The organism is Thermoflavimicrobium daqui (assembly GCF_003313465.1).
Lineage (GTDB): Bacteria > Bacillota > Bacilli > Thermoactinomycetales > Thermoactinomycetaceae > Thermoflavimicrobium > Thermoflavimicrobium daqui.
In genome coordinates, this window is the sequence record NZ_KZ845666.1 from 163,721 (window position 1) to 187,465 (window position 23,745).

General features: G+C 38.6%; 15 protein-coding genes. 3 read left to right on the forward strand and 12 right to left on the reverse strand.

Going from position 1 to position 23,745, the window contains the following annotated elements; genetic code table 11:
* Positions 1-24 precede the first annotated feature (24 nt).
* A complete protein-coding gene (locus tag DL897_RS08935) occupies positions 25-945 on the reverse strand; it encodes a sulfite exporter TauE/SafE family protein (RefSeq protein ID WP_113658809.1) in 921 nt (306 codons plus the stop codon).
* 249 nt (positions 946-1,194) lie between these two features.
* Complete coding sequence (locus DL897_RS08940; RefSeq protein ID WP_113658810.1) at positions 1,195-1,731, reverse strand: GNAT family N-acetyltransferase; 537 nt, start codon at positions 1,729-1,731, stop codon at positions 1,195-1,197.
* 351 nt (positions 1,732-2,082) lie between these two features.
* Between DL897_RS08940 and DL897_RS08945 the strand changes: the two genes are divergently transcribed.
* Together DL897_RS08945 and DL897_RS08950 are read left to right on the forward strand one after the other, a co-directional pair.
* A complete protein-coding gene (locus tag DL897_RS08945) occupies positions 2,083-2,265 on the forward strand; it encodes a hypothetical protein (protein WP_113658811.1) in 183 nt (60 codons plus the stop codon).
* 82 nt (positions 2,266-2,347) lie between these two features.
* The gene (locus DL897_RS08950; RefSeq protein ID WP_113658812.1) at positions 2,348-2,833 is read left to right on the forward strand and encodes a hypothetical protein; all 486 of its coding nucleotides are present in this window, start codon (positions 2,348-2,350) and stop codon (positions 2,831-2,833) included.
* Positions 2,834-3,141: 308 nt separating this feature from the next.
* On the opposite strand, the gene DL897_RS08955 is transcribed toward DL897_RS08950, so the two are convergent.
* Both DL897_RS08955 and DL897_RS08960 read right to left on the reverse strand, forming a co-directional pair.
* Positions 3,142-3,900 (reverse strand): DUF4931 domain-containing protein, encoded by a 759-nt coding sequence (locus tag DL897_RS08955; protein WP_113658813.1) that lies wholly within the window; start codon positions 3,898-3,900, stop codon positions 3,142-3,144.
* 250 nt (positions 3,901-4,150) lie between these two features.
* A complete protein-coding gene (locus DL897_RS08960; protein WP_113658986.1) occupies positions 4,151-4,996 on the reverse strand; it encodes a YitT family protein in 846 nt (281 codons plus the stop codon).
* A gap of 441 nt (positions 4,997-5,437) precedes the next feature.
* Here DL897_RS08960 and DL897_RS08965 point away from each other — a divergent pair, with 441 nt between their 5' ends.
* Positions 5,438-6,142 carry a DUF1259 domain-containing protein gene (locus DL897_RS08965; RefSeq protein WP_276308578.1) on the forward strand — a complete coding sequence of 235 codons (705 nt, stop codon included), beginning with the start codon at positions 5,438-5,440 and terminating at the stop codon, positions 6,140-6,142.
* A gap of 71 nt (positions 6,143-6,213) precedes the next feature.
* Here the strand turns inward: DL897_RS08965 and DL897_RS08970 are convergent, their stop codons facing one another.
* The 8 genes from DL897_RS08970 to DL897_RS09005 all read right to left on the reverse strand — a co-directional run bounded on the left by DL897_RS08970 (position 6,214) and on the right by DL897_RS09005 (position 23,717).
* Positions 6,214-7,080, reverse strand: coding sequence for a hypothetical protein (locus DL897_RS08970; protein ID WP_113658815.1), 867 nt, complete (start codon positions 7,078-7,080; stop codon positions 6,214-6,216).
* Positions 7,081-7,449: 369 nt separating this feature from the next.
* Entirely contained in the window at positions 7,450-8,880 is a 1,431-nt protein-coding gene (locus DL897_RS08975; RefSeq protein WP_113658987.1) for an alanine/glycine:cation symporter family protein, read from the reverse strand.
* 704 nt (positions 8,881-9,584) lie between these two features.
* On the reverse strand, positions 9,585-10,211 hold the full coding sequence (locus tag DL897_RS08980; RefSeq protein WP_113658816.1) for a FusB/FusC family EF-G-binding protein: 627 nt from the start codon (positions 10,209-10,211) through the stop codon (positions 9,585-9,587).
* 296 nt (positions 10,212-10,507) lie between these two features.
* Complete coding sequence (locus DL897_RS08985) at positions 10,508-11,263, reverse strand: thioesterase II family protein (RefSeq protein ID WP_113658817.1); 756 nt, start codon at positions 11,261-11,263, stop codon at positions 10,508-10,510.
* Between the two features lie 116 nt (positions 11,264-11,379).
* Positions 11,380-12,642, reverse strand: a complete 1,263-nt coding sequence (locus tag DL897_RS08990; RefSeq protein ID WP_113658818.1) for a cytochrome P450 — start codon at positions 12,640-12,642, stop codon at positions 11,380-11,382.
* Between the two features lie 27 nt (positions 12,643-12,669).
* On the reverse strand, positions 12,670-15,180 hold the full coding sequence (locus tag DL897_RS08995) for a non-ribosomal peptide synthetase (RefSeq protein ID WP_206186506.1): 2,511 nt from the start codon (positions 15,178-15,180) through the stop codon (positions 12,670-12,672).
* Positions 15,181-15,491: 311 nt separating this feature from the next.
* The gene (locus DL897_RS09000) at positions 15,492-16,406 is read right to left on the reverse strand and encodes a GHMP family kinase ATP-binding protein (protein WP_113658819.1); all 915 of its coding nucleotides are present in this window, start codon (positions 16,404-16,406) and stop codon (positions 15,492-15,494) included.
* A gap of 51 nt (positions 16,407-16,457) precedes the next feature.
* Positions 16,458-23,717 carry an amino acid adenylation domain-containing protein gene (locus DL897_RS09005; protein ID WP_168188732.1) on the reverse strand — a complete coding sequence of 2,420 codons (7,260 nt, stop codon included), beginning with the start codon at positions 23,715-23,717 and terminating at the stop codon, positions 16,458-16,460.
* Positions 23,718-23,745 lie beyond the last annotated feature (28 nt).

Genomic DNA, 23,745 nt, shown 5'->3' on the forward strand with positions numbered 1-23,745 from the left:
TATGTAAATCGACATCATTCATCTCTATAAAGCGGATACACCTTTTCGAATTTTTGACTCTTTGACTTGTTTAATAATGCTATAACCCACAGCAACAGCCCACAATATGGTGAAAATAATATAAATTTCATTATGAATACTTGCTGGGATCAACTTAAAAGACTTAAATATATTTTTCAAATTGGTAAAAATAATCAATCCGCCAACGAGGACACCTAAGATACGAGATGGGATCCACTTTACTAACCAAGCTGCAATCGGAGCAGCGATGATACCACCAATCATTAACGCAATTACCCAATCCCAATGAATCTGCTCCCAACCAAGTGTAATTAGGAAGCCCAGAGTTGATGATACAGCGATCGCAAACTCACTTGTATCTACCGTTCCCACGACTTTTCGTGCTTCTGCATTCTTTTTGGTAAGTAAAATCGGGGTTGTTAGCGGGCCCCAACCACCGCCTCCTGTGGAATCGACAAATCCTGCCACCAAACCTAATGAAGAAAGAAAGCGGCCTTCTTTTTTGGATAAGGGCTTTTTTCTATTAGAAGTATCTACTTTCGGTTCCCTTGTTGCCTGCTTAACCAACAAAAAGCGAAAAAGCACATAAGCTCCAAGTAAAAGTAAAAAAGTCGAAATATAGGGCTTTACTACATCCCCTGGCAAATAGCTAACAAAACATGCACCTAAAAAAGCTCCTATCGATCCAGGAATAATTAAACGAAGTACTACACGTCTATCGACATTTCCAAATTTAATATGTGAAATTCCAGATGCAGCAGTTGTCACAACCTCTGCCAGATGCACGGAGGCTGATGCAGCCGCAGGTGCTACCCCAGCAATCAATAAAAGCGATGTAGAAGTAACTCCATAAGCCATACCAAGTGCACCATCTACCAACTGTGCAGCAAACCCTACCAGTGCTAATACGATCAGACGCTGCATGCTCAGCCCACCCTCCCAATACATATAATACCTATTATTTTACTATGAATTAAATGCAAAAAAATAATTCGCTTATGATGAGTGCTTGTTATATAGGACTTTATTAAATATGACAATTCCTATTAGGTTACTTGAGTATTGTTATGGGAATTTTACTATATTTGAATAAAATGTGTCAACACTAAAAGGTGATCTCTCTACTTAATTGAACACCCTCATAAAAAAAACCGCCTCTTTATAAAGAGACGGCTATGAACTATGTTTTTTTAATTTCCACTCCCATGCTAATAAACCAAACTGAATGATGTCTTCATACTTCTCAAACCGATAATGATAGTCCCTTAACAGACCTTCTTGCAAAAATCCTACTTTTTCTAGTACACGCAATGAACCTGTATTTCGAGATAATGCTTGTGCTTCAATTCGATGTAACTTTAAATCCTCAAATCCAAAACGAAGAATTTCATGAGCTGCTTCAGTTGCATATCTATTACCCCAAAAAGGCTTTCCGATCCAGTAACCTAACTCGGCAATTCCATGATTTCGTATCGTTAAACTAATACTTCCGATTAAATGTTCGTCAGCTTGGGATACCATGGCAAATGTATAGTTATCACTCTCTTCTAATGATTGAATCCATCTCTCTGCTTCCCCATCTGGATAGGGATAAGGAATCCTCGCTGTAGTATTAGCTACGTCCCATATCCCCGCTAATTGTTTTACTTCTGGAGCATCTTCGAGCCTAAAAGGACGTAATTTCATTCTTGGAGTTAATAAGACTGTCATCAGCTCACCTCTTCATAATAGAACCTCATTTACCAATTATTGAAAATGGATATATTATTTTAACATATTTTCCTGACAAAGTCCCTTTGTTTAACCATAAAAAGGTACTTATTGTTCTTCATGCTTGACGTTTTCGAAAAGTAAAATATAAGAAGCCCACCCTTTACACAAAATTTCCCCAAAGATTTTCTTAGGGGGAAATTGTTAAATCTATTTCATTTTCCATTTACCTCTTTTCATGATAACATCTAGCTAGGATATCTTAATTTTAGGTTGTTTTCGAAGGTAGTACATGATTTTTTTCTCCATAGATAGAGCAACCTCTTATTTCATATTGGAGTGAATCAACTTATGCACCGTGAACATGTTCGTATGGAAATCCAACGTTGTTCATATGATGATCTCATAAAATGGCGTAAGCATGCCGTCTTTTGTTTAAAACAATTTCAGGAAGAGCAGAATCAATTTGAAATAGAAGAATGTGAGTTTATAATTCGGTTAATTGATCAGCAACTGCAGCACATGAATAGCTAGGCAACTATCGTAGTTAAGGTTAAATATAGTGGTAAAAAATCGAAACTGATCTGGTTTAAAAAATTCCAAGAGGTGCAATTTCATGAAGTTAAAACTTTTGATACCTCAATTACTCTTTTTAGTTTTATTCCCATTAACCTTCTTGCTATTTATTCTTGTAAATATATATATCATTAAATATCACTCCATAATTGAATGGGTTCTCTTATTCGTCTTTTACTTTATTAGTGGAGTTTTCTATATTAGCTATTACACTTATCAAGTCAAAAAGCTCCATCCAAGTAATCCAAAGCGACAGTTCCGCCAAATACATATCAATGGAAGTTTATATTATCTACCCTTCTTCATTTCTTTAGCATTATGGATCTTCAATCAATTGAATTTGCCAATACCGATAAGCTGGCTGCACCGTAATGATGAATGGATACTGAATGCTACACTCCTATTTGGATTGTTATCCCTAACACATGCCATCTGTTTACCACTTGCTGTGAAATATAACAGACAGGAATCAGAATACCTAAGGAATTCACAAACCGATTACTATTATCAACGTAGAGAACTCTAAGCTAATCGAAATGGCAAAGAGTCTCTTACCTTGACTGATTCTGTACTTTACTCTTTGATTCAAAGAAACGTTTAACAGGTATAGCCTGCTTTTATACTTGCATATCACGTGTATACTACTTAGAGACTTCTAAAAACAATATATTAAATAAGATCTCTCCTTTATTTTGAAAGTAGTCATGTACGAGTGTGATTTCTTACCTTTTCGTACAATACAAGTAAATTTAAAACCACCACTCTTTATGAAGAACGGTGGTTTCTCTTGTAGACAAAGTCTTTTTTGTAAAGGTGGGGTTTTTATCTGCTAACCTATTTAAAATACAAAGAGCGTATCTTCTCCCTAGTTAACTCTAGTTGGTTAGGTACTTGTGGAATGCTATACCCAACATAGAAAGGCGATACAGGAAAACGCGGAACGATCTTCACCATAATCTGATCATCCACTAAATAAAAAAATAAATTATAACTCGTCAAGTCTTTATGAAAGTCGTGAAGTAAAAACCTAACCATGATTTGAATGTAATCTGCCATTCGATTTATGTTTTTTCGATTAGGCAAAATAATATTAAATTCGTAAAATCCTATTTTCGGTTTGGTCGAAATATTTAATGTAACTCCCTGTTTCTGATCAATGACGATTCCTTCAAAATACTCCTTTTTTACCGATTTGCTATAATCATAGTTTTCTAGACCGACTATTTGCATATGTGCATGATGTATACTTCCACCTGATAAAGGACCATGATTTTTATAAAATAAAACTGATGCATACTTTCGACTCTGCTCCATCTCCAACCAATAATCGACTCCAAACTGAAATAAATCATACAAATGCCCTTTAGGATATTGAGATAATTCTTCATCACAATTGTCTGTTTCGATCAATACTGTTTGAAATGTTTTCTCCAATGTGGGATATTTATTTTTCACTAAGAGAATCGAGCCTTTTCTTGCCAGAATCGCTTCTTCATCACAATAGTTACAGAAGGGGCAAATAGTTTGTCTATTTTTAATACTATTGGGCTTTCCTTTTGCTAATTGGGCATTAAAAATCAAATGTGAATCCATTCATTATCACCAACCAAATTGTTTCCTTAAGTATATAAATATTTCATTTAAGTTATTTCACTTTTATCTACGAGTAAGCTGACAAACTCATTGTATCAAACTCACAAAAAAAGAAACTAGACGATATCATCATTCTTAAATTAATCATACTCAAAATAAGAAAAAAGCCGACTTTTACCATAATAAAGGAAAAAACCGGTTTTTTTCTTATTTCGAGGTTTATTCGCATTAAATGGTCGATTTTATGCTTTTAATGGATATCTTTCTTCTTGAACCTTCCGCCTCTCACATCATGAATATTTCCGATCGCTAAGAAGGCTTGTGGATCAATTTCTTCTACAATCGATTTTAATTTCGCTTCTTCGATTCGAGTAACCACACAAAAAATCACCTGTTTTCCTTCGCCCGAATAGGCTCCCTCTCCATTTAAATAAGTAACCCCACGGCCTAAACGATTTAAAATACATGCTCCTAATTTTTTAGACTCTTCACTAATAATCCAAACCGACTTTGTCTCATTAAAACCTTCTATGGTGATATCAATCATTTTAAAGGCAATGAAATAAGCCATCAAAGAATACATCGCCCGATCCCAACCAAAAACAAAGCCAGCACTTCCCAAGATAAACAAATTAAAAAACATCACGACTTGCCCAACGGAGAAAGGAAGCTTCTTGGTAAACAAGATCGCTAGAATCTCTGTTCCATCCAAAGAGCCACCATAACGAATAACCATTCCTACGCCAATTCCTAAAATAATTCCACCAAAAACAGATGCTAGCAGAGGATCTTTGGTTAACGGTGATATTGGATGAAGTAAGTTTGTACCGATAGACATCACTAAAACACCAAATAAAGTGGATAAGGCAAAAGTTTTTCCGATCTGTTTATATCCTAAATAGAAAAATGGAATATTTAATACAAATAATAGGATTCCAAGGTTTATCTTTGTTAGATGGGACAATATAATGGAAATTCCAACAATTCCCCCATCAATTACTTGATTAGGAATAAGAAAAATCTCGAGACCCACTGCGACTAAAACCGCTCCAAGTAAGATAAAAAAGCCTTGTTTAAATAATCTTCCAATCGACATTTTCTTATGTTTGACCTGTGTTACAGTAGCCTCCAATAAATAAACCTCCTTTTTAGATAATAGTAAATAATAATGATTCCTACACAGTATATTATAACATACTAAATTTATTTAGTTGTAAGGAATTGGTTTTCATTTTCAAATTATAAAGGTGAATGAATGGAAAATCTGATCATATGCCTTGTTTTTTTCCTTTTCGAGTGAATAGCGATGGTAAAGGTTAGCTGATATACTAGTAAATGTATTCTTACCTTAAGATGAAATAGATATCCCTGCTACATTTTACTATATATTATTTTAAAATAACTAAATAATATTTAATTATGATATAGAATAATTGGGGTACTAAGGCGAACAAATGAGGCGTTCTCCAGTCATTATTCGATCTTCATTAGAAGCAGATTTCAGATCATGTTTGGGGTTTAAAAAACTTAGATATTCATTCCGAATCAAGTTTGGGTCGTCGTGCACAAAGATGGAACTACTTTAGTAGATGCTGGGGTATCTATGATATCCAGAGGAATTCTAAAATTTATCAATCAACTACAAGCTGGTCCTCTCCAAAGAATCGTATTAGCACATGGTCATTCGGATCACATTGGGGCACTTAAGAAGATCTTAAAGGAAAAACCGGTTCCTGTTTATGCCCATCCAATACAGATAATGATAAAAAATGGTTTCATAACCATTACAAAAACACCCTCTCGAACATATTCTGAACCAAAATGCATAGAGAGGATGTTTTGTATGGCTACGATCAGTCCATTATGTAGGCGATTTGCACAAATTTTAGGTGGAACACCACAGGTTGTAAATGGAGTTTGTACAGTTACAAGAATTCGAAACATAAGCATGAATATCCAAGGGCGCCCTAGTCGATCACCTTTAGCATTAGCTGCTCTATTTTCGTTTGAGTCAATAGACCGACAAGGGAGAGCATTAAACCTAGGAGAAACAGTCATCTTCCAAAGAGAAGTTAATCCTTTCCTATCTGCTCTTCGTCGACGTGGTATTATTGTATCAGCCTTACACAATCACTGGATGTTTGACAGAGAAAGATCGATGTATATTCATTGGCAATCCGTCGAAAACCCAATTACATTCGCTCGAAAGACAGCTGAAGCTTTTAGAGTATTAGAGAGATAGTTTTTTTGATCGTAAATAAACAAAAAGTCGTATCCCTATTTTCATGGTAAGGGATACGACTTTTTATCATATCATTGTCCCAATTGACTTTCACTAATCGCATTTTTCTTAATGGATTCTGGAATAGTAATGGTTCCATCATATTTTCCAGTTACCTTGAAATCCACTTTCATTGTAATTGTACTCTGCTTGTCTAAAGAGACATTATATTCGATTTGTTGTCTTTTAAATTCCATCGTTTTTTCATCAATCTCGACAGCGACTTTCATATCGTTAATTTTTAGATTAGATAAATCTTTAACTTGATTCTCTTGGTCTTCCAATTGTTCTTTGATACTTTCCATTGCAAACTCAGTTATTGCTTTTTTGAATTCATCATTCGAAGATGCTTGCTGATCAAACTCTATTTTAATGATCCCTTTCTCACTGCTAAACTTAATTCCTTTGCTATCTTTACCTGCTGCATTCACCAATTTCACGATATCCTTTGTAGACTGATCTACACTTCCTGTAGCTCTTGCACTAGGTTCAGTTTTTTCCTTAATCCATTGGTTCATTACACTGATATATGATTCATCTTTCGTGAAATACATTTCCACAGGCACTCCAAGTTCTAGACCTTCTGCCTTACCTTCCATTTTTCCTATGGCATGAGCTACTTCTGGGTTGGTAGTCGCTTTCATATCTAAGTGTGTTTTAAATGATCCATCTTTTACATCAGGCATATCAAATTCCATATCCATCGAATATGTATATCCCTTTTCTTTTTTCATAGCTTCTTCTGCTTTAGCTAAAATATCGATAATCGATGGCTCTTTCTTTTCAGTGGTCGTTTCCTTGCTAGCAGTCGTTTTGTTATTCTGTACAGCTTCTGAACAACCACTAAATATAAGCAATAGTGATAAAATACTAATAAGGGCAAGTCCTTTTCTTATCATATAGTCCTCCTACAAAAAAGATATTTCTCATTTTAGCATGTATGTTTGCACATCTAAATTGTTTTAAATGATAGAGTATGTCTTTTTAGTTAACTTTAGTTAGATTTACTAATGATTTACATATAAGACCAGCCTTTAAAAGGGATTTTAATCGGATTTTAGATATTGTTACTACTTGTTATTTCTCTTGGCTTCCGACTACCTTTAGGTTTTAGAAATAAAACATGCGAAGGCTAATTGAAAAAGTAAAGAGGGGACTTTTCCCCTCTTTATATTTGGTGTGATCAAGTTGATCACCTTTTTAAGTGAATTATGTTTTACATTCTCTTCGATCTCAACTTATGAAAGATTAGAAATTTTATAGCTGAATTATACGATTTTTTTCTTTGATTCTTTTCCCCAACACTCTGTATTTTTAATTCCCAATTTTTCTGGATCAAATACAGGATCCAAGCCTTGCTTTTTCTGTTGCTCATAATCCTTGAGTGATTTCATTGCCGGCTTAAATAGAATGAGAATGGCAATGAGATTCAACCATACCATAAGTCCTAACCCAATGTCTCCTAATGTCCACGCAACTTTGGCTGTTTTAACACATCCATAGAAAGTGGCTGCAAGGATGACAAATTTTAAGACAAGCATAGGCCACTTACTATTTTTCCCTCGTGTGAGATAAGCAATATTTGTTTCAGAAATATAGTAGTAAGCCATAATTGTGGTAAAAGCAAAGAAGAATAAAGCCACCGCAACAATCCCAGAGCCCACTCCTGGAATCACAGAATCAATCGCCATTTGAGTATATCCAGACCCTGCTTCTACAGTTTTCCCGATGTTCTGTACTAAAAATTGCTTTTGTTCTGCTGCCACATTTCCTTGTCCTGGCGCCTCAACATTATACATACCCGTAAATAAAATCATGAGAGCGGTTGCAGAACAGACTAAAAGGGTATCTATATAGATTGAAAATGCTTGGACTAAGCCTTGTTTGGCCGGATGGGATACTTCAGCAGCAGCGGCAGCATGTGGTCCGGTTCCCTGACCTGCTTCATTAGAATAAATTCCACGTTTGACTCCCCATTGAATCGCCAAACCAATAATACTACCAAAGATAGGATCAAAAGCAAATGCGCTTTTAAAGATTAAAACAAAGACAGCTGGCAACTTGGAAAAGTTAACAATAATGATGATCAGAGAAAGAGCAATATAGGCAATCGCCATAAATGGAACAACAAATTGAGCTACATTAGCGATCCTTTTTACTCCACCAAAGATAATTAATCCCAATAATACAATAAGAATAATTCCTGTAATCGTTGAATCTAAGCCAAATGCCATATTTAAGCTTGAAGCAATCGCATTTGATTGAACTCCGGGCATTAATATTGCCATCGCCACTATAGCTGAAATAGCAAAAAGCACACCATACCATTTCCAGCCGATCCCTTTTTCTATATAGTAAGCAGGACCTCCTCGATATTGACCATCTTGCTTTACTTTATAGATTTGTGCCAAAGTCGATTCTGCGAAAGCGGTTCCAGCACCGATGAAAGCAATCAACCACATCCAAAAGATAGCACCTGGTCCACCAAATGCAATAGCTGTGGCCGTTCCGGCAATATTCCCTGTTCCAACACGCCCTGAGAGAGAAAGAGCTAAAGCTTGGAATGAAGAAACTCCTGCTTCTGATTTTTCTCCTTTGAATAAGAGTCGAATCATTTCTTTAATATGCCTTATTTGCAAAAAACGAGACATCACCGAAAAGAATAATCCTGCACCAAGACAGAGATAAATCATCGGCATACTCCATAACCACTCATTAATCAGATTAATGATCTGTTCCAAAAAGAGACCCCCTTTATTTATGGTAGTGTCTTAAATTATAAATTCTTTTCATATTTAACACAATATTTATATGTAAATATGGAATTGAAATATTTACCTTTAGGGGAATAGTCCTATTTGACAGAAGGAGAAATGATAGATGGAACCAGAGCAGAACTATAATTATAAATAGCCAGTGTAATTATTTAAGCGAATGGAACTATATAATAAACTAGATACTTTTGATCATATTAGAAAATACTCCTTGAACCAGTAAATGAAGGGTTTACAATTTTTGCAAACCCTTCATCATATCAAAGAAAATGCCCTATTTCATCAAGATTAGGCTGTATCCTTCGTTTCTGTTCCTCACGTATTTAGTCACCAGTTGTACAAAAGGATAAGTTCTCCATTAAAAATACAAAAAAGCCATGTACATAAGTACATAGCTACTTTTTTCAAGATATTACGAAATAAGGGAAGGCTGTATCAATTCCGTATATTTAATTGCTTACCTCCCAACTGATTTGTGCTTTTAGTTCTCCTATAATCATTTGATAGGTATAAGTCCTCCCAAAAGTGTAATACCTTGAGAGAGGTTTGTATTTTTTTTAGTTTCCTCTTCTCCACCTGTGATACAAAGAATGTCAAAAAATCTGGCTTCCATATCCCCAGACCTCTAATCATACTCCCATAAATTCTCGTAGTTTTCTGATATCCGTTATATCCTGATTACATAGTTGACTATCAAGACACATGTAATTCCCTGATACTAAATCATTATTTCGTTTGGTAGTTACCAATCCTATTTGATTTCCAATACGTCTTTGATTACATAGACAGCAGAAGACACTTTTATTTCCTGAAATTGGTTTATACCGACAATCAAGACCATATAACTCTCCCTTCTCATGGTAGACAAGGTATAGCGAATGAGTCGCTATATCTCTCCAACCTAAATACTCCAAAGCTAAATCCTCCATTTTTTCAAAGTCTGGCATACTCAGTTTTTTCACTTTGGAAAAAAGTTTTCGAACCTGATTAGATGAGAGCTTTGGAAATTTTTCTACATAAGGTGATAATGACTGGATAAAAGTATTGACTTCACCCTGTCCACGAAATCGGGTTATATTCTGAAACAAATTCCTTATCTCAGGACTCAAATGACTAATGACTTCCCCGATCTTGAACTCGACGGCCTCCTCTGTTAACCGTAAGGTTCTATAATCTCCAACGAAATAAACAGTTTGAATTAAATGACTTAACTGCTGACGAATAAAATTTAGTTCATGAGGTTTTAGTAATACCACCAGCGTATACTCCCTTCAAAGTTAGCTTGCTTTTCATCTTAAGGGAAGTGGAATTTGCTTCAAATTTTTAGACATAATGAGCTCTATTAAAACTAAAACGAGAAGAGAAATGAAGTTTATATAGTAAACAATCATACCCGAACTCATCAACAAATAATCTTTGTTTTTCTAATTTTTCTATGAAAATGCGTCAAGTTCAACGTTTATTTACTACTGAGAGTTGCTATATCGTTTGAATCGCACTCCTCCATTCAAAGAGATGCGTACAAGAAGAGCAGAACAAGAAAGAAGTATTCCTAGTACATGCTCTGTTCCATGTCTTCAACAATCGCTGTTAACAGTTCCATAGGAGCCTGAAGAAATTGGTGATGATCCCCCTTGAAAAGGTGGAATGTAGTTTCGCCATATTCCCTCCATCCGTCCATTAACGACGGATCAACTTCTACATCTTGTTGCCATCCAATAGCCGTGATTGGACAAGGTAGAGGAAAAGGCTCCTCTTTCTTATACTGGCGGTTTGCTTCTAAGTCCGTTCTCATGATCCCAATACTTAAATCAATAAAATCTGGTAAGGGGGTTCCTCCCATTCTCCGCATTAATAGTTCTATCTCTTTTTTTAGCTCGTCATCTGTCAGCTGGAGGAAACGGCCATAAGGTCCTTGGTGTGGAGCAACTTGAGAGGAAACAAATAACCTTACTGGAACAGGTCCACCTTTTTGAATGAGGCGAACAGTAGTCTCATAACTAGGTAAAGCAGATCCGCAGTGGCCAAAAAAAGCAAACGGACGATCCAGATAAGGGGTTAATGCATCCGCTAAGTCATCGGCTAACGCTTCATATGTTGTATAAGATGGCTCGTGGAAGCGGTTCTCTCGCCCTGGTAATTGGATAGGACAAATTTCAATATCTCCGATGAACTCAGGCCAATGCTGGTACATGCTTGCCCCGCAACCCGAATAAGGAATGCAGAACAGTCTACCCTTACTCAGATTAGATGGCTCACGTAAAAACCAAGGATTTTGCTCTTGTGAAGAATCATAAAATGGTTCCATATCCTCTCACCTCTATTGATATTAAATTCTTACCTCTATTTAAAGCTTACAATTATCGAATAATAAAATATCTATTGAACGCTAACAATCCACAGGTTAATGAACCATCACATACGTTATATACGGAAATGTTTCTCTGCTCCTGAACGGATATGCCCTATCACCGGAAGATGCTTAATACCTGATATAAAGTTGGAGCTAAGATATTCGACATCTCCTTTAAGTTCAAAGGACTCGAAATTTTCAAGAAGCGCTTTAAACAGAATTCCTAATGATAGTCTTGCTGCCGTATGACCAAGACAATGATGATGCCCGCTTCCAAAGGATATATGAGGGTTCGGATTACGCCGAAAATTGAATTTGTATGGGTCCTGAAAAATATCCTCATCGCGATTCGCCGAGCCTAACCAAACCACAACCGCTTCGCCTTCTTTTATCTTCGTATCTCGTATTTCTACATCTTGGGTAGCATATCTCATAAAGTGACTTGCAGGAGATGACCAGCGTATAGCTTCTTCAACACCACTAGTCAAGTGCTCTGGATGTGCAGCCCACTCCTCATACCCTCCTGACTTCATTAACTCTAGCAATGCTGAACTAGAGACATGAGGAGTAGTCACTGTCGCCCCTAGTAAGAGACTGTAGCAGTTTGATATAACAGCGCCTGGATTCATGCGTTGCCCATCCACTTCTAAGGATAAGAGTATACTAATCGGGTCATCTCCAGGAGTGCGTTGACGTTGCTGAATAATATCTTGGAAATAAGCAAAAATTTCGCGGTGTGCTCTCTCCAGAGTCGCTTTGCTTCCGTCTTGCAGCTCATACTCCGAGTCACTAGGAGCAACAGCCATCGATGTAAGCTGTGTTAACATTGGCCAATCCTCTGAAGGGAGGTTCAATAAGATTCCTGCTACTGAGGTTGATAAATACGTACTAGCAGCAGCGAAGTCAAAAAGTTCCCCTCCCACAGCTGGTTGTAACACCTTATATACCTCAGAACGAATGGATTCGATGTGTTTTTCCAAAGCTTTTGTGTTAAAGGCTTGCTGTAATGGGCGTCTCATTTGGGTATGTCGTGGCGGATCAGTTGCTGCCAATTGACGCCCACCTGCTGGATCGTTGGTGCCTAACAAGTTTAATAAGGTTCCTCTTTCCGAAGTAAAACGTTCATGATCTTTTAATACTTTAACGGCGTCATTATATTTCGTCAATGACCAAAACCCTAATCCTTCCCTGACTGTTTGCCAGTGAATAGGAGCACGATTTCGCATCGCGTGCCAGATTAAATGAGGATTGCCATTACTGTATAGATAGGGATCCGTTAAATCTACTTCTTCGAGATTGATATGAGATGAATCCATAAAATAAGACTTATTCATAGCCCATTCCCTCCACATATCGATTGATTAATCACTTGAGCTCGATTCAATAATAAAGGAAGCAAGTTCCGCAATCGTTGGCTTTTGATAGAGCACTCTAGATGGGACTTCAATCCCAAATTGCCTTTGTATTTGTAATGTCATTTCTGCTAGAGTCAGTGAGTTACCGCCAATTAAGAAAAAGTTGTCATGAATACCTATAGGTTCAACTGCCAGTACTTCTCCCCACAATTGAGCAAGATAAGTTTCCGTTTGATTTCTAGGTGGAGTATATGCCGTATTCAACCTGCGTGGCACGCGAGTTTCCGATGGTAATTTGAAACGATCTACTTTCCCATTTGCATTGAGTGGAATCTCTTCAATTGGAATGATCGCCCAAGGAACCATATATGGAGGTAAATGTTCTTTCAAAAATGCTTGAAGCTCTACTATCCATTCTGCCGATTTTACTTTCGTTTTATCAGGGACGATATAGGAAAGCAGTCGTTTCCCACCAGAAGGATCTAACTGAGCCACGACAACCGCTTCTTTTATAACTTCATGCTGCAAAATGGTCGCTTCTACTTCTCCCAGTTCAACTCGATACCCATAAATTTTAACCTGGTAATCAGCACGTCCTAAGAATTCAATTGTACCATCATCCCTCCATCGAGCGAGGTCTCCCGTTTTATACATTCTTTCTTCCGGATTTGATGTAAAGGGAGCTGGTATAAATTTCTGTGCTGTTTCCGCAGGGTTATTCAAGTAGCATCTAGCCAGTCCTGCCCCCAACACATACAGTTCTCCTTGTACCCCTACTGGTACCAACTGCAGGTTAGCATCTAAGATCGCAACGCGTGTACCATTGATCGGCGATCCAATGGGGATTGAGCCTTCGTGAACCATTTGATTCGTTGTCCAGCAAGTCGTAAACGTTGTGTTTTCGGTTGGTCCATAGCCGTTGGTAAATGTAAGGTGAGGGTGTACCGTTAAGAGCCGTTCCAAATGAATACGGGATAGAACATCTCCCCCAGCTAACACATGCTTTACATCAGCAAAGGCCTCAATATGAGAATCAACCATTAAGTGAAACAACCCAGCTGTAAGCCAAAGCGTTGTGACTCCTTCTGCTTGTATCGTTTTCGCTAAATGATCTAATGTTACTGGAGCTGGATCATAAATAGCTAGACGTCCACCGTTTGCCAATGGTGCCCAGATCTCCAAAGTAGATGCGTCAAAAGCGACTGGAGAAAGTAACAGAAAAACATCACTTGAGGAAACAGTAAGAAAATTGGATTGGTACACAAGACGTGAAACGGCCTTATGTGGTACACAAACCCCCTTTGGACTCCCCGTTGATCCTGACGTATAACTGATATAAGCGAGCTGATCCGGTTCTATAGGGACCTTGGTTCTTTGATTTGTATATTGAAACGTTTCCTCGTTGTCCAAACTTAGTTTAGGAATCTCCACTTCACGAATACAGTCTAAAAATCGATCTTGAGTCAGGATTAATTTCGGTGATGCGTCTTCTAAAATATAACTCAATCGAGATTTTGGAGTATTGGGTTCTAACGCTAAGTAGCATCCTCCTGCTTTTAGAATTCCTAATAATGCCGTAACAAGCTCCAATGAACGCTCTGCTAAAATAACTACAACTTGATTAGGCTCAATTCCAATTTCAGCAATGCGATTAGCTAACACTTCTGCTCGTTCATTTAATTGCTGGTATGTCAATGGCTCACCTTGAAAACTTAAAGCGATGGAATGAGGTGCCTTTTCTACCTGAGCTTCAAACAGCTGATGGACACAAGGGTATTGTTCGAACAGTTCGTCTATTCTCCCCCATTTTTTTAATAGAGCCTCTTCCTGCTTACTAATGAGATTAAGAGAAGAAATGGGAAGGACAGCTTTATCCCTTTCTCGTACATCTAAGAGAACTGTTTCCATATGTGATGCTAATCGGGTTATAAAGCTCTGCTTAAATAACCCTTTATTGTAAATGATTACTCCAAAAAGCTGACCCCCATCCAGATGGAAGTGCACATCCATCTGGATGGGAATTTCTTGTTGCTCATAGGCTAGAGGGGCTAGTGTACTAGCTTCTGTATCACTACCAAAGCTAAAGCGGACCGTTAGAGGATCATCTCCGCTTTGTAACAAAGTGAAATCTTGTTTTTCTCTATGAAGAAGGTTACTTTCAAGTATCCTTTCTATTAAAATGTTAAAAGAAGGATCATCTGAAAGATTTATCTCCAATATCCCTTCCTCTTTCTTTTCAAAGTTTCGATAGCTTAGCAGTAAGCCTTTCTGTTCGGTGTACCGGCTCATGACGACGATGAATAGACCCAGAGCTAGCTCGGTCGGTTGTAATGTTAGGAAATCATGATGAATAGGGAGAGTAAACTTATAAGTCTCTATCTCCTCTACTCCTTTATTTTTGTTTTTTCCATCTATATAGGAACTTAATATTGGCGCTCTCATTTCTATTTCACATGCATTCATTGCATGTTTACTTTGGTCTACCCTATCCATGTCTTTGATTGACCTTTCCACCATTGTATTTCCTCCTTGTAGCTTGTCTTAACTTAACTCTCAGGGAAATTAATAAATTCTTTCATTTATGACATCTGCATCCCATTCTTCATTTTCGTAAACTTCTAATGGATCAAAGTTTCTACCTGCAAGAAAATCAGGACGTGTTAATTCTATTTGTGGCAGACTATCCACACTGTTATACGTTAAAATTAGTAGTTTACGATCAAAAGGTGAAATGTTTGATGTTGACGTGTGATATTGATTCTTTATGATTCACGTCAATATTGACTTACTATCCGCTTCACGTTCCCTATGCGAATCGATAGATTCAATCATAAAGCACCCGTTCCATTCCAAGAGTAGTAAATACCCACATGTCCTTGTAACTGCTGTAGCTTTTCTTGACATATGAGAAGCTTTTGCTGGTAACCTTGATCATTAGGAGATAGTAAAATGCCTAGACATGTTCCACTGTGAGTAGCTATAATTCCGAGTCCACCGACTTCATTACAAATTCGAATCATGTCGTGCAAACATTTCTTGGGTCTCAGCATTTGGTTTAGTATGGCGCTTTGCGTTGCTACTTCCCCTATCATTTCAACATCTTGTTCACGAATTGCCTTCGTAATCATGTCTAGCAATACGTCAAATTCCTTTTTTTCTTTGGTTGAAAAGGGCTTTGGAATTTTATTAAATTGGATGGTGTCCATTTGTCCACCCTCATCTATACTGACAACAGTTAGGGGCGGTAGATCTCCAATATACTCTTTCAACTGCACCCGCTTATGATAGAAAGAGACAACACCTGAATACATCACTCCATCTGAGGGTTCAATCTGCCTGATGACGTTTTCCATTTGTTCCTCAGTCAGTGAGAGATGAAAGCAAGCGCTGATGGCACGTGCCGTTGCTACCAAATCGGCTGATGAGCTTGCTAGTCCCTTTCCAACGGGAATATCACTTTCGATCACTAATTTCCCACCACGATGAAGGCCAAATTCTTGAAGAAGTAATTCCGCTACTTTTTTTGATTTACTCTTGAATGAAGGGGAAACCTCAACATCTGACCTCGAAGGATCGGATATAAATGTAGCATGAGCAAAACAGGTAATCGGAAAAGTGACCAAAAAATCTAAATCACACTTACTCATGACTCCTTGTAACAGTTCACCAAACGTTCCAAATGCCTTCCCTGTTCCTATCTTTGTTATCGATTGCGACTGAGTCATATTCTCAAACTTATACATAAGCACCCCTTCTTTTCTAAAATGGTATGAATGAACTAAATCTGATTACACCTACTTAACATGATCGCTTATTTCGACTGTGTCTGCTCTATTTGATAGAATGGACCGAAGATGGCTCGCAATAGCTTCAACATGGGGTGATTTCATGATCGAGTAATGATCCGCATTAAGGGAAATAGTAGTCACCTTTTCAGCATAGCGCTCCCATCTTCTGCCTCCTGTTGATTGATCCGCTTCCATACTGGCTATGAACCAAGTGATCGTCCCATCAAACCATTGAGGTTCGTGCTTAGATATGGATTTAAGATTTGCTTGAAATACCTCAAAATAACGTTTGAGATATTCCCACTCTAGCTCTGGCATGTTATCCTGCTTTGCGATATGAGCCACTCTTTGCATCCAAGCCTGCTCTAACTGATTGCTTTGTAGCTGTTCTCCAGCAGTAGAAAGATCTAACCCAAGACTGTTCATCCCAATAAAATCTTGCAAAAATAGCTCGATCCACTCCTCTTCACTCAACTCCCCCTCATGACCGTTTGATTGCGGAGTTCGAGAATCAAGTAGCACTAACAGATCAATCTGTTCACCTACTTGTTGAAGCTGACAGGCCATTTCATGAGCAACTAAACCGCCAAACGACCATCCAAGCAAATAATACGGACCATGGGGTTGAACTGAACGAATGCTTTGAATATATCGTCGAGCCATCTGTTGGATCTCCTCATGGATGGCTGTTTCCCCGTCTAACCCTTCTGCCTGAACCGCATATAACGGTCTCTCTTTCCCGAGAGCTTGGGCAAGAGGCAGATAAGATAGCACACTTCCTCCTACAGGATGAATACAGATCAGTGGATTTTGCTTACCTTCAGACTGTAAAGTGACCAAAGAAGAAGGGGGCTTCGTTCTACTTTTCCTTAATAATTGGGCTAATTGCTCGATGGAGCTATGTTGCAAAATGGAAGCCAATGGAATTTTCTGTTGGAACTCTTTTTGAATCAAAGCCATCAACCGAACAGCAAGTAATGAATTACCACCCATATGGAAAAAAGAATCACGGATGCTAAGGGAAGTTACTCCCAAAAGCTTTCTCCATATCTCAAATAGCTTCCACTCCCATCGATCCCTTGGCAGGAGATCGTTAGAATCAGATCGTCGATGCTCTGATCCCACCCTAGGGAGGGCTCGACGATTCACTTTACCACTTACTGTCAACGGCATTTCGTCAATAAACATCCAGCGGCTTGGAATCATATAAGCAGGAATTTGTTTTTCTAAAAACGTATGCAGCTGTTGAATGCTTACTTTATCAGCCGGATTTTCCATAACCATATAAGCGATGAGTACTGTATTACCTGTTGGATCCTTCCCTGTATGCACTACACACTCTCGAATTCTTGGATGTTGAAGTAATGCAGCTTCAATCTCTCCTAGCTCAATCCGGAAGCCACGTATCTTCACCTGGTGATCTAAGCGACCCAAATATTCAATGGCTCCATTGGGAAGATATCTTGCTAAGTCTCCTGATTTATATAAGCGAGCCTTCTGATCCTGATGAAAAGGATCCAAGATGAACCGTTCCTTAGTCAACTCCGGACGACCATGATACCCTCTAGCTAGACCCACTCCACCAATATATAGCTCTCCAGGCACTCCCACCGGTACAGGTCGCATATGCTCGTCCAGCAAGCGGATATAAATATTCGAAATAGGAAACCCGATAGGTACAGTTGAGAGTGAATCATTCGGTTTACATTCCCAATAGGTTACATCCACTGCAGCTTCAGTAGGTCCGTACAAGTTAAACAGCTGACAAGACAACCTTTCAAAAAAACGTTTTTGAAGTTCAATAGACAACGCTTCTCCACTGCATATGACTCTTTTCAAGCTACTGCATTGTCCAACATCATCTGCTTCTAAAAAGGCATGCAACATGGACGGGACAAAATGAATCGTCGTCACTTGTTCCTTCTGAATTAATGAAACAAGATAGTCTGGATCTTTATGTCCTTCCGGTTTGGCAATGACTAAGCCAGCTCCTGATAGCAACGGCCAAAAGAACTCCCAAACGGATACATCAAAAGTAAAAGGAGTTTTTAAAATGACACGATCATCTGTTTGCAAATTGTACTCCTCTTGCATCCACAGGAGTCGATTGACAATTGCCTGATGCGAAATCAATACACCCTTTGGTTTCCCTGTAGATCCAGACGTATAAATCATATAGGCAAGCTGGTCTGGACTTACTGGAATATCTAGATTGGTTGCCGGTTCGCTAGACAACTCATCACCAATCTGATCCATACAAATCACATGGGTCTCCCCATTCGCAAAGTACTGAGCCCAATTGCTTTTCGTCAGAACAACGGTGATCTCACCATCTTCTACCAATTCCTTTATTCGCTTTTTAGGAAAGGAAGGATCCAATGGGACATAAGCCCCTCCTGCTTTTAAGATAGCAAGCAAGCCAAGCACCATATCTACAGAACGTTCTAAGCAAACACCCACTTTCACTTCAGACCTCACTCCATGCTTACTTAGAAGACGAGCCAACTGATTCGCTTTTTGATTGCATTGCTGGAAAGTGAGATGCTGCCCCTCATAAATTAATGCGATATCGTCTGGTGTTCTAGCCACTTGCTTCTCTATTAAATGGTGTAGCACATGCTTCTCGGAATATCTCTTTTCCGTTTGATTCCACTTTTGGATCTCCTTTTGCTCAGCTTCAGAGATCAGTGTAACCGTTTCATATCGCTCATTTGGAAAGACAGTCATCGCTTGCATTGCCTTCTGATAGTATCCTGCAATCAGTTGGATTTGTTTTTCTTGAAAGATGGAAGCGTCCCAGCGTAAGATCAGTTGTACACGGTTGCTTTCCACGTCAATCGCAAACTCTGTTCCAAACGGAAAATTCGTATCTGCCAAGCCTTGTTCTTCTTGTATATCAAGGTGTTTATACTGAGAGATTTGTTTTGAAATATAGAAATGAGTAAAATTAAAAAAGGTTTCAAATAATGGCTCTCCATTCGATGTCTTTTGTTGAATCTCTGCCATAGGGTAGCGACGATATGGAAACAGGTCTTGTTCAACAGCTAGAACTTGTTGAGCCAGCTCAATCCATGATCCTCCATCCAAATTCAAACGAAAAGGAAGGGTATTTAAGTATAAACCTAAAGCTCGATCCCCGTCTCTTTCTTCCAGACGACCATGAAAAACGACTCCAGTGGTTACATCAGATTGACCACTTAATAGCTTTAAAACTCGTAAATGGAGAGCAAGCAGCAAGCTTTTCAATGGAATTTGATAGCTTTCAGCTAATTGTTTAAGACCTTGGGACGTTTTCTCCGAAATCGAGATCTCTCGCAGCTTCATTTCTGGCTGTTTTCCTTTAGCTGAATCCCAACGAGGAATTTTAGTATAAACAGCTCCACTCAGCTTTTGTTTCCAGTACTCTTCCTGCTCAGCAGACTGAACCGCTTGCAATTCTTTCTGGACATAATTTCTAAATAAAGAAGACAAAGTCTCCTTATGCTCCAATTCCTCTCCCGCAAGTAACCGATCTACATTTTCAAAAAGCTCAGTCATAAAATACGATACACTCCAGCCATCCAAAATGGAGTGATGCTGTGCGATACATACATGGATCCATTGATCTTTCCGTTGATGGATATGAACACGAAAGAGAACCTGACTCCAGTCAAATGGTATGTCCTTTTCTTTTTCAAACCAATCTTGTAACCATACTTCTTGTTCATCCCAATCCAGATGACGCAGATCGTGGTAGAAAATTGGTGTTTCCTGATGATTATGCACTAATTGTAAAGGCTCACTATAATTCGTTAAATCAAATGTGGTGCGTAGAATAGGATGGCGGTCCATCAGTCGCTCTAGCGCTTTTTGCCAAACTTCTAGACGATACGAGCCTCGTATCGAAAAGCGAAATATATCAATGTATAAACGAGAGGACGGATGCAGCTCACTATGAAAAAGCATTCCTCGTTGCAATTGTGTCAAGGGGTAAGCGTCCACCACACCATCAGGAATGTTTTCGCGATCCTCTTGAGAAATTAAACTGAAAGGCGTAATCGCATTTTCCTCATCTTGCTGTACGATCTGTACCTGAGAGGCTAACGTACGAATCGTTTGGTACGAGAATAAATCCTTTACTTGAAAGTCTATGTTTTGTTCTTTTGCCATAGAAACGATCGGAAGTATGCGAATAGAATCTCCACCCAGAACAAAGTAATTATCATCTATCCCAACCTGAGGAATTTGTAGTACTTTGGACCAGATTTCTGCTAATTTTTTCTCTATCTCGTTTCTAGGAGGCACATAGGCTGTATTTTTGTTTTCTTTCTTAAATGGATCTGGTAATGAGTCAAGATCTACTTCTCCACTGGATTTGAGTGCAAATGACTCCATCACAACTATGGATTGAGGAATCATATATTCTGGTATTTTTGTCGATAGAAACTGACGAAGAGCGGATGATTGAACATGATGCTCTGTGTCAGTAGCTACATATCCCACGATGCACGGATGATTCTGTTCATCTTGTTTTGCCAGAACAACTGTATCCTTAACATGTGCATGTTGAATGAAGACGTTCTCTATTTCTTCTAAGCTAAATTGGTAACCTTCTATGGTTGCCTGTTTTCTTAAACGTCCTAGATACTCTAGTTCATGATTAGATAAATATCTACCTACGATTCCCGTCCGATATAAATGAGCGGATGTATCACTTTGAAACGGATGAGAAATAAAACAGTCCATTGCTTCATCAGTAGGATTGAGATAGCCTTTTGCTAGTCTAGGTCCCCCTATATAAATTTCTCCTGGTACTCCAATTGGAACAGGTTGTTGATAGGTGTCTAAGATATAAACTTCCACTCCTGAAAGAGGGGCACCCATTCTATTATTCTGAGCTCTCCATTCACCTTCTTTCAGAGCTGAGAGACAAGTAATGGGACCATTCACCTCAGTGAGCCCATACATATACAGGATTTGTGGAAGTTGTTCAGCTTGTCTCTCCATCCAGCTAGATAATATAGAGAGTTCTCCTGCTTCTCCTCCCAATAATACCAGTCGTAATTGTGGAATTAGCCTGTACTCTCTTTTCTCACCTGCTTTTAATAAAGTGTGAAATACAGGAATGGTGTGGATGAGAATGGTTACTTTTTCTCTAATCAGTAGCTCATAGTAGTACTTTGAAGAACGAGTAATCCACCGAGGAACAATGACGAGCTTATCACCTTGTAATAGAGCCCCCCATATTTCCAAAATCGAATAGGCATGATCCAGCGAGTAAAAAAGAGTCCAGATGTCCTGTTGCTTCTCATTTATCGAATACTTCTCATTCATCCAGTTTCTAATGGAATGAAGTGTCTGAGTGATACTTCCATGAGAAAATACAATTCCTTTTGGTTTGCCCATAGAATCAGATCTATACAGAATATAAGCTATGCTTTCACTATAAACATTTACAGATGGATCTTCTTCAGGTTCCAGCTGAGTCCAATCATCATCTCGATCGAAACAAACGATGGTTTCAACCGAATCTGGTAGACAGCGGATGCATTTTTCTTGGGTAAGGACCATGTTGATTTGCGCATCCTCTACTATTTTTGAAATTTTCTCCTCTGGATACGTAGGGTCAAGAGGGACATACGCCCCACCCGCTTTTAATATAGCGAGCACGCCAATCACTGATTCTAAGGATCGGTCCACACAGAGTCCAACCAAAGTTCCAGAAGAGACTCCCTTTTTCTGCAAATAATGCGCCCACTGGTTAGCTTTACGATTTAATTCAGAATAGGTTAACGAACCATCATTGTAGCTTACCGCGATCGCATCAGGTGTGCGATCCACCTGAGCTGAGAAAAGCTGATGACAGCAATCTAACTCTTGCTCTCCCTCAAGGAGATGGCTACTTGATAATTGCAGGATTTGTGCTTTTTCTTCTTCAGACAACAGAGGGATACTCATTACCTTCAAATCTGGATCTTGCACAATCTGCTCCAACAGAACATTAAAGTGCATGGCAAGTTGCTGAATCATCTCTAAATCATACAGATCCGTTTGGTATTCAAATACTCCATAAAGCCCATCTGTCGTTTCCTCTACAGATAAATAAATTTCAAACTTAGCTGTTCCCGTCTCTAAATCTACAGGAATGATTTGAACTTCAGGAAGCTCAAACGTAATCTCAGGTGTATTTTGAAAAGCAAACATCGCTTGAAATAAAGGAGAATGATTTAAGCTCCGACCCGGATTTAATTTCTCTACTAGCACCTCAAAGGGAAGATCTTGATGATCATACGCTTCCAAACAAGCCTTTTTGACCTGCTGCATAAACTCTGTAAAGGAAGGGTTGTCAGCCAAATGGTTTCGAATCACCAATGTATTCACAAAAAGACCGATCAAATTTTCAACCTCACGGGAGTTTCTGCCCGCAATCGGTGTTCCTACAACGATGTCCGTTTGTCCAGAATATCGTGTCAGTAATACCTTATATACAGCTAATAGTCCAATATATAAGGTAATGCCTCTCTCTTGACATAATTTAGTAAAACGTTGCGATGTCTCCAGAGGGATATGAAAGCTGTAACTTGAACCTTTATGATTGACGATAGAGCTCCTTGGACGAGCTTTAGGCAGCCTTAAGACGGGGAGTTCACCCTTTAGGTTCTTCTGCCAGTACGCAAGCTGTTCCTCAAGATATTCTCCTTGCAAAAGCTCTCTTTGCCATTGCGTATAATCAGCCATTTGAATAGGCAATTCAGGTAAAATCGCGTCGGTTCCTTCTAGAGCAGCTTCATAAAGTGTGGTCAATTCTTTCATAAACAGATGAACGGACCACCCATCCGTAATAATATGATGCATGTTTAAAAATAAATAATGCTCATAATCACTGCAGGAGATGAGATAACATCGAAGAAGTGGACCCTCTTGCAAAGAAAATGGAATGCGCATTTCTTTTTCTACCCACTCCTGTACTTCAGCAGGGATAGATTCAGATGCCTGAATTAATCCAGGCATCTGAATCTGTTGCAAAGGGCAATCACTCTCCGAATAAATGACCTGTACCATCTCATTATTTTCAATTGCAAAACAGGTCCGTAATGACTCATGTCGCTCTACAATTTTGTTTATGCTTTGTTGTAAAAGATCAACCCGAATACTTCCCTGCATCTTATATAAGATAGGGACATGGTATACAGATGGATCAGATAGTGTCTCCTGAACAAACCACAGTCTTTCTTGAGCAAATGAAGTTGGAAAGACATAACACTCTGTTGAAAGGCTTTCTTTCATCTTGTCTAACATCCTCTCTGTTTGAAGC

Bases quoted from the DNA above. Each gene is read 5' to 3' on its own strand.
- DL897_RS08935 (WP_113658809.1), bottom strand. From the start codon at position 945: ATGCAGCGTCTGATCGTATTAGCACTGGTAGGGTTTGCTGCACAGTTG.
- DL897_RS08940 (WP_113658810.1), bottom strand. From the start codon at position 1,731: ATGACAGTCTTATTAACTCCAAGAATGAAATTACGTCCTTTTAGGCTC.
- DL897_RS08945 (WP_113658811.1), top strand. From the start codon at position 2,083: ATGCACCGTGAACATGTTCGTATGGAAATCCAACGTTGTTCATATGAT.
- DL897_RS08950 (WP_113658812.1), top strand. From the start codon at position 2,348: ATGAAGTTAAAACTTTTGATACCTCAATTACTCTTTTTAGTTTTATTC.
- DL897_RS08955 (WP_113658813.1), bottom strand. From the start codon at position 3,900: ATGGATTCACATTTGATTTTTAATGCCCAATTAGCAAAAGGAAAGCCC.
- DL897_RS08960 (WP_113658986.1), bottom strand. From the start codon at position 4,996: ATGTCGATTGGAAGATTATTTAAACAAGGCTTTTTTATCTTACTTGGA.
- DL897_RS08970 (WP_113658815.1), bottom strand. From the start codon at position 7,080: ATGATAAGAAAAGGACTTGCCCTTATTAGTATTTTATCACTATTGCTT.
- DL897_RS08975 (WP_113658987.1), bottom strand. From the start codon at position 8,880: ATGCCGATGATTTATCTCTGTCTTGGTGCAGGATTATTCTTTTCGGTG.
- DL897_RS08985 (WP_113658817.1), bottom strand. From the start codon at position 11,263: ATGGAACCATTTTATGATTCTTCACAAGAGCAAAATCCTTGGTTTTTA.
- DL897_RS08990 (WP_113658818.1), bottom strand. From the start codon at position 12,642: ATGAATAAGTCTTATTTTATGGATTCATCTCATATCAATCTCGAAGAA.
- DL897_RS08995 (WP_206186506.1), bottom strand. From the start codon at position 15,180: ATGGTGGAAAGGTCAATCAAAGACATGGATAGGGTAGACCAAAGTAAA.
- DL897_RS09000 (WP_113658819.1), bottom strand. From the start codon at position 16,406: ATGTATAAGTTTGAGAATATGACTCAGTCGCAATCGATAACAAAGATA.
- DL897_RS09005 (WP_168188732.1), bottom strand. From the start codon at position 23,717: ATGAAAGAAAGCCTTTCAACAGAGTGTTATGTCTTTCCAACTTCATTT.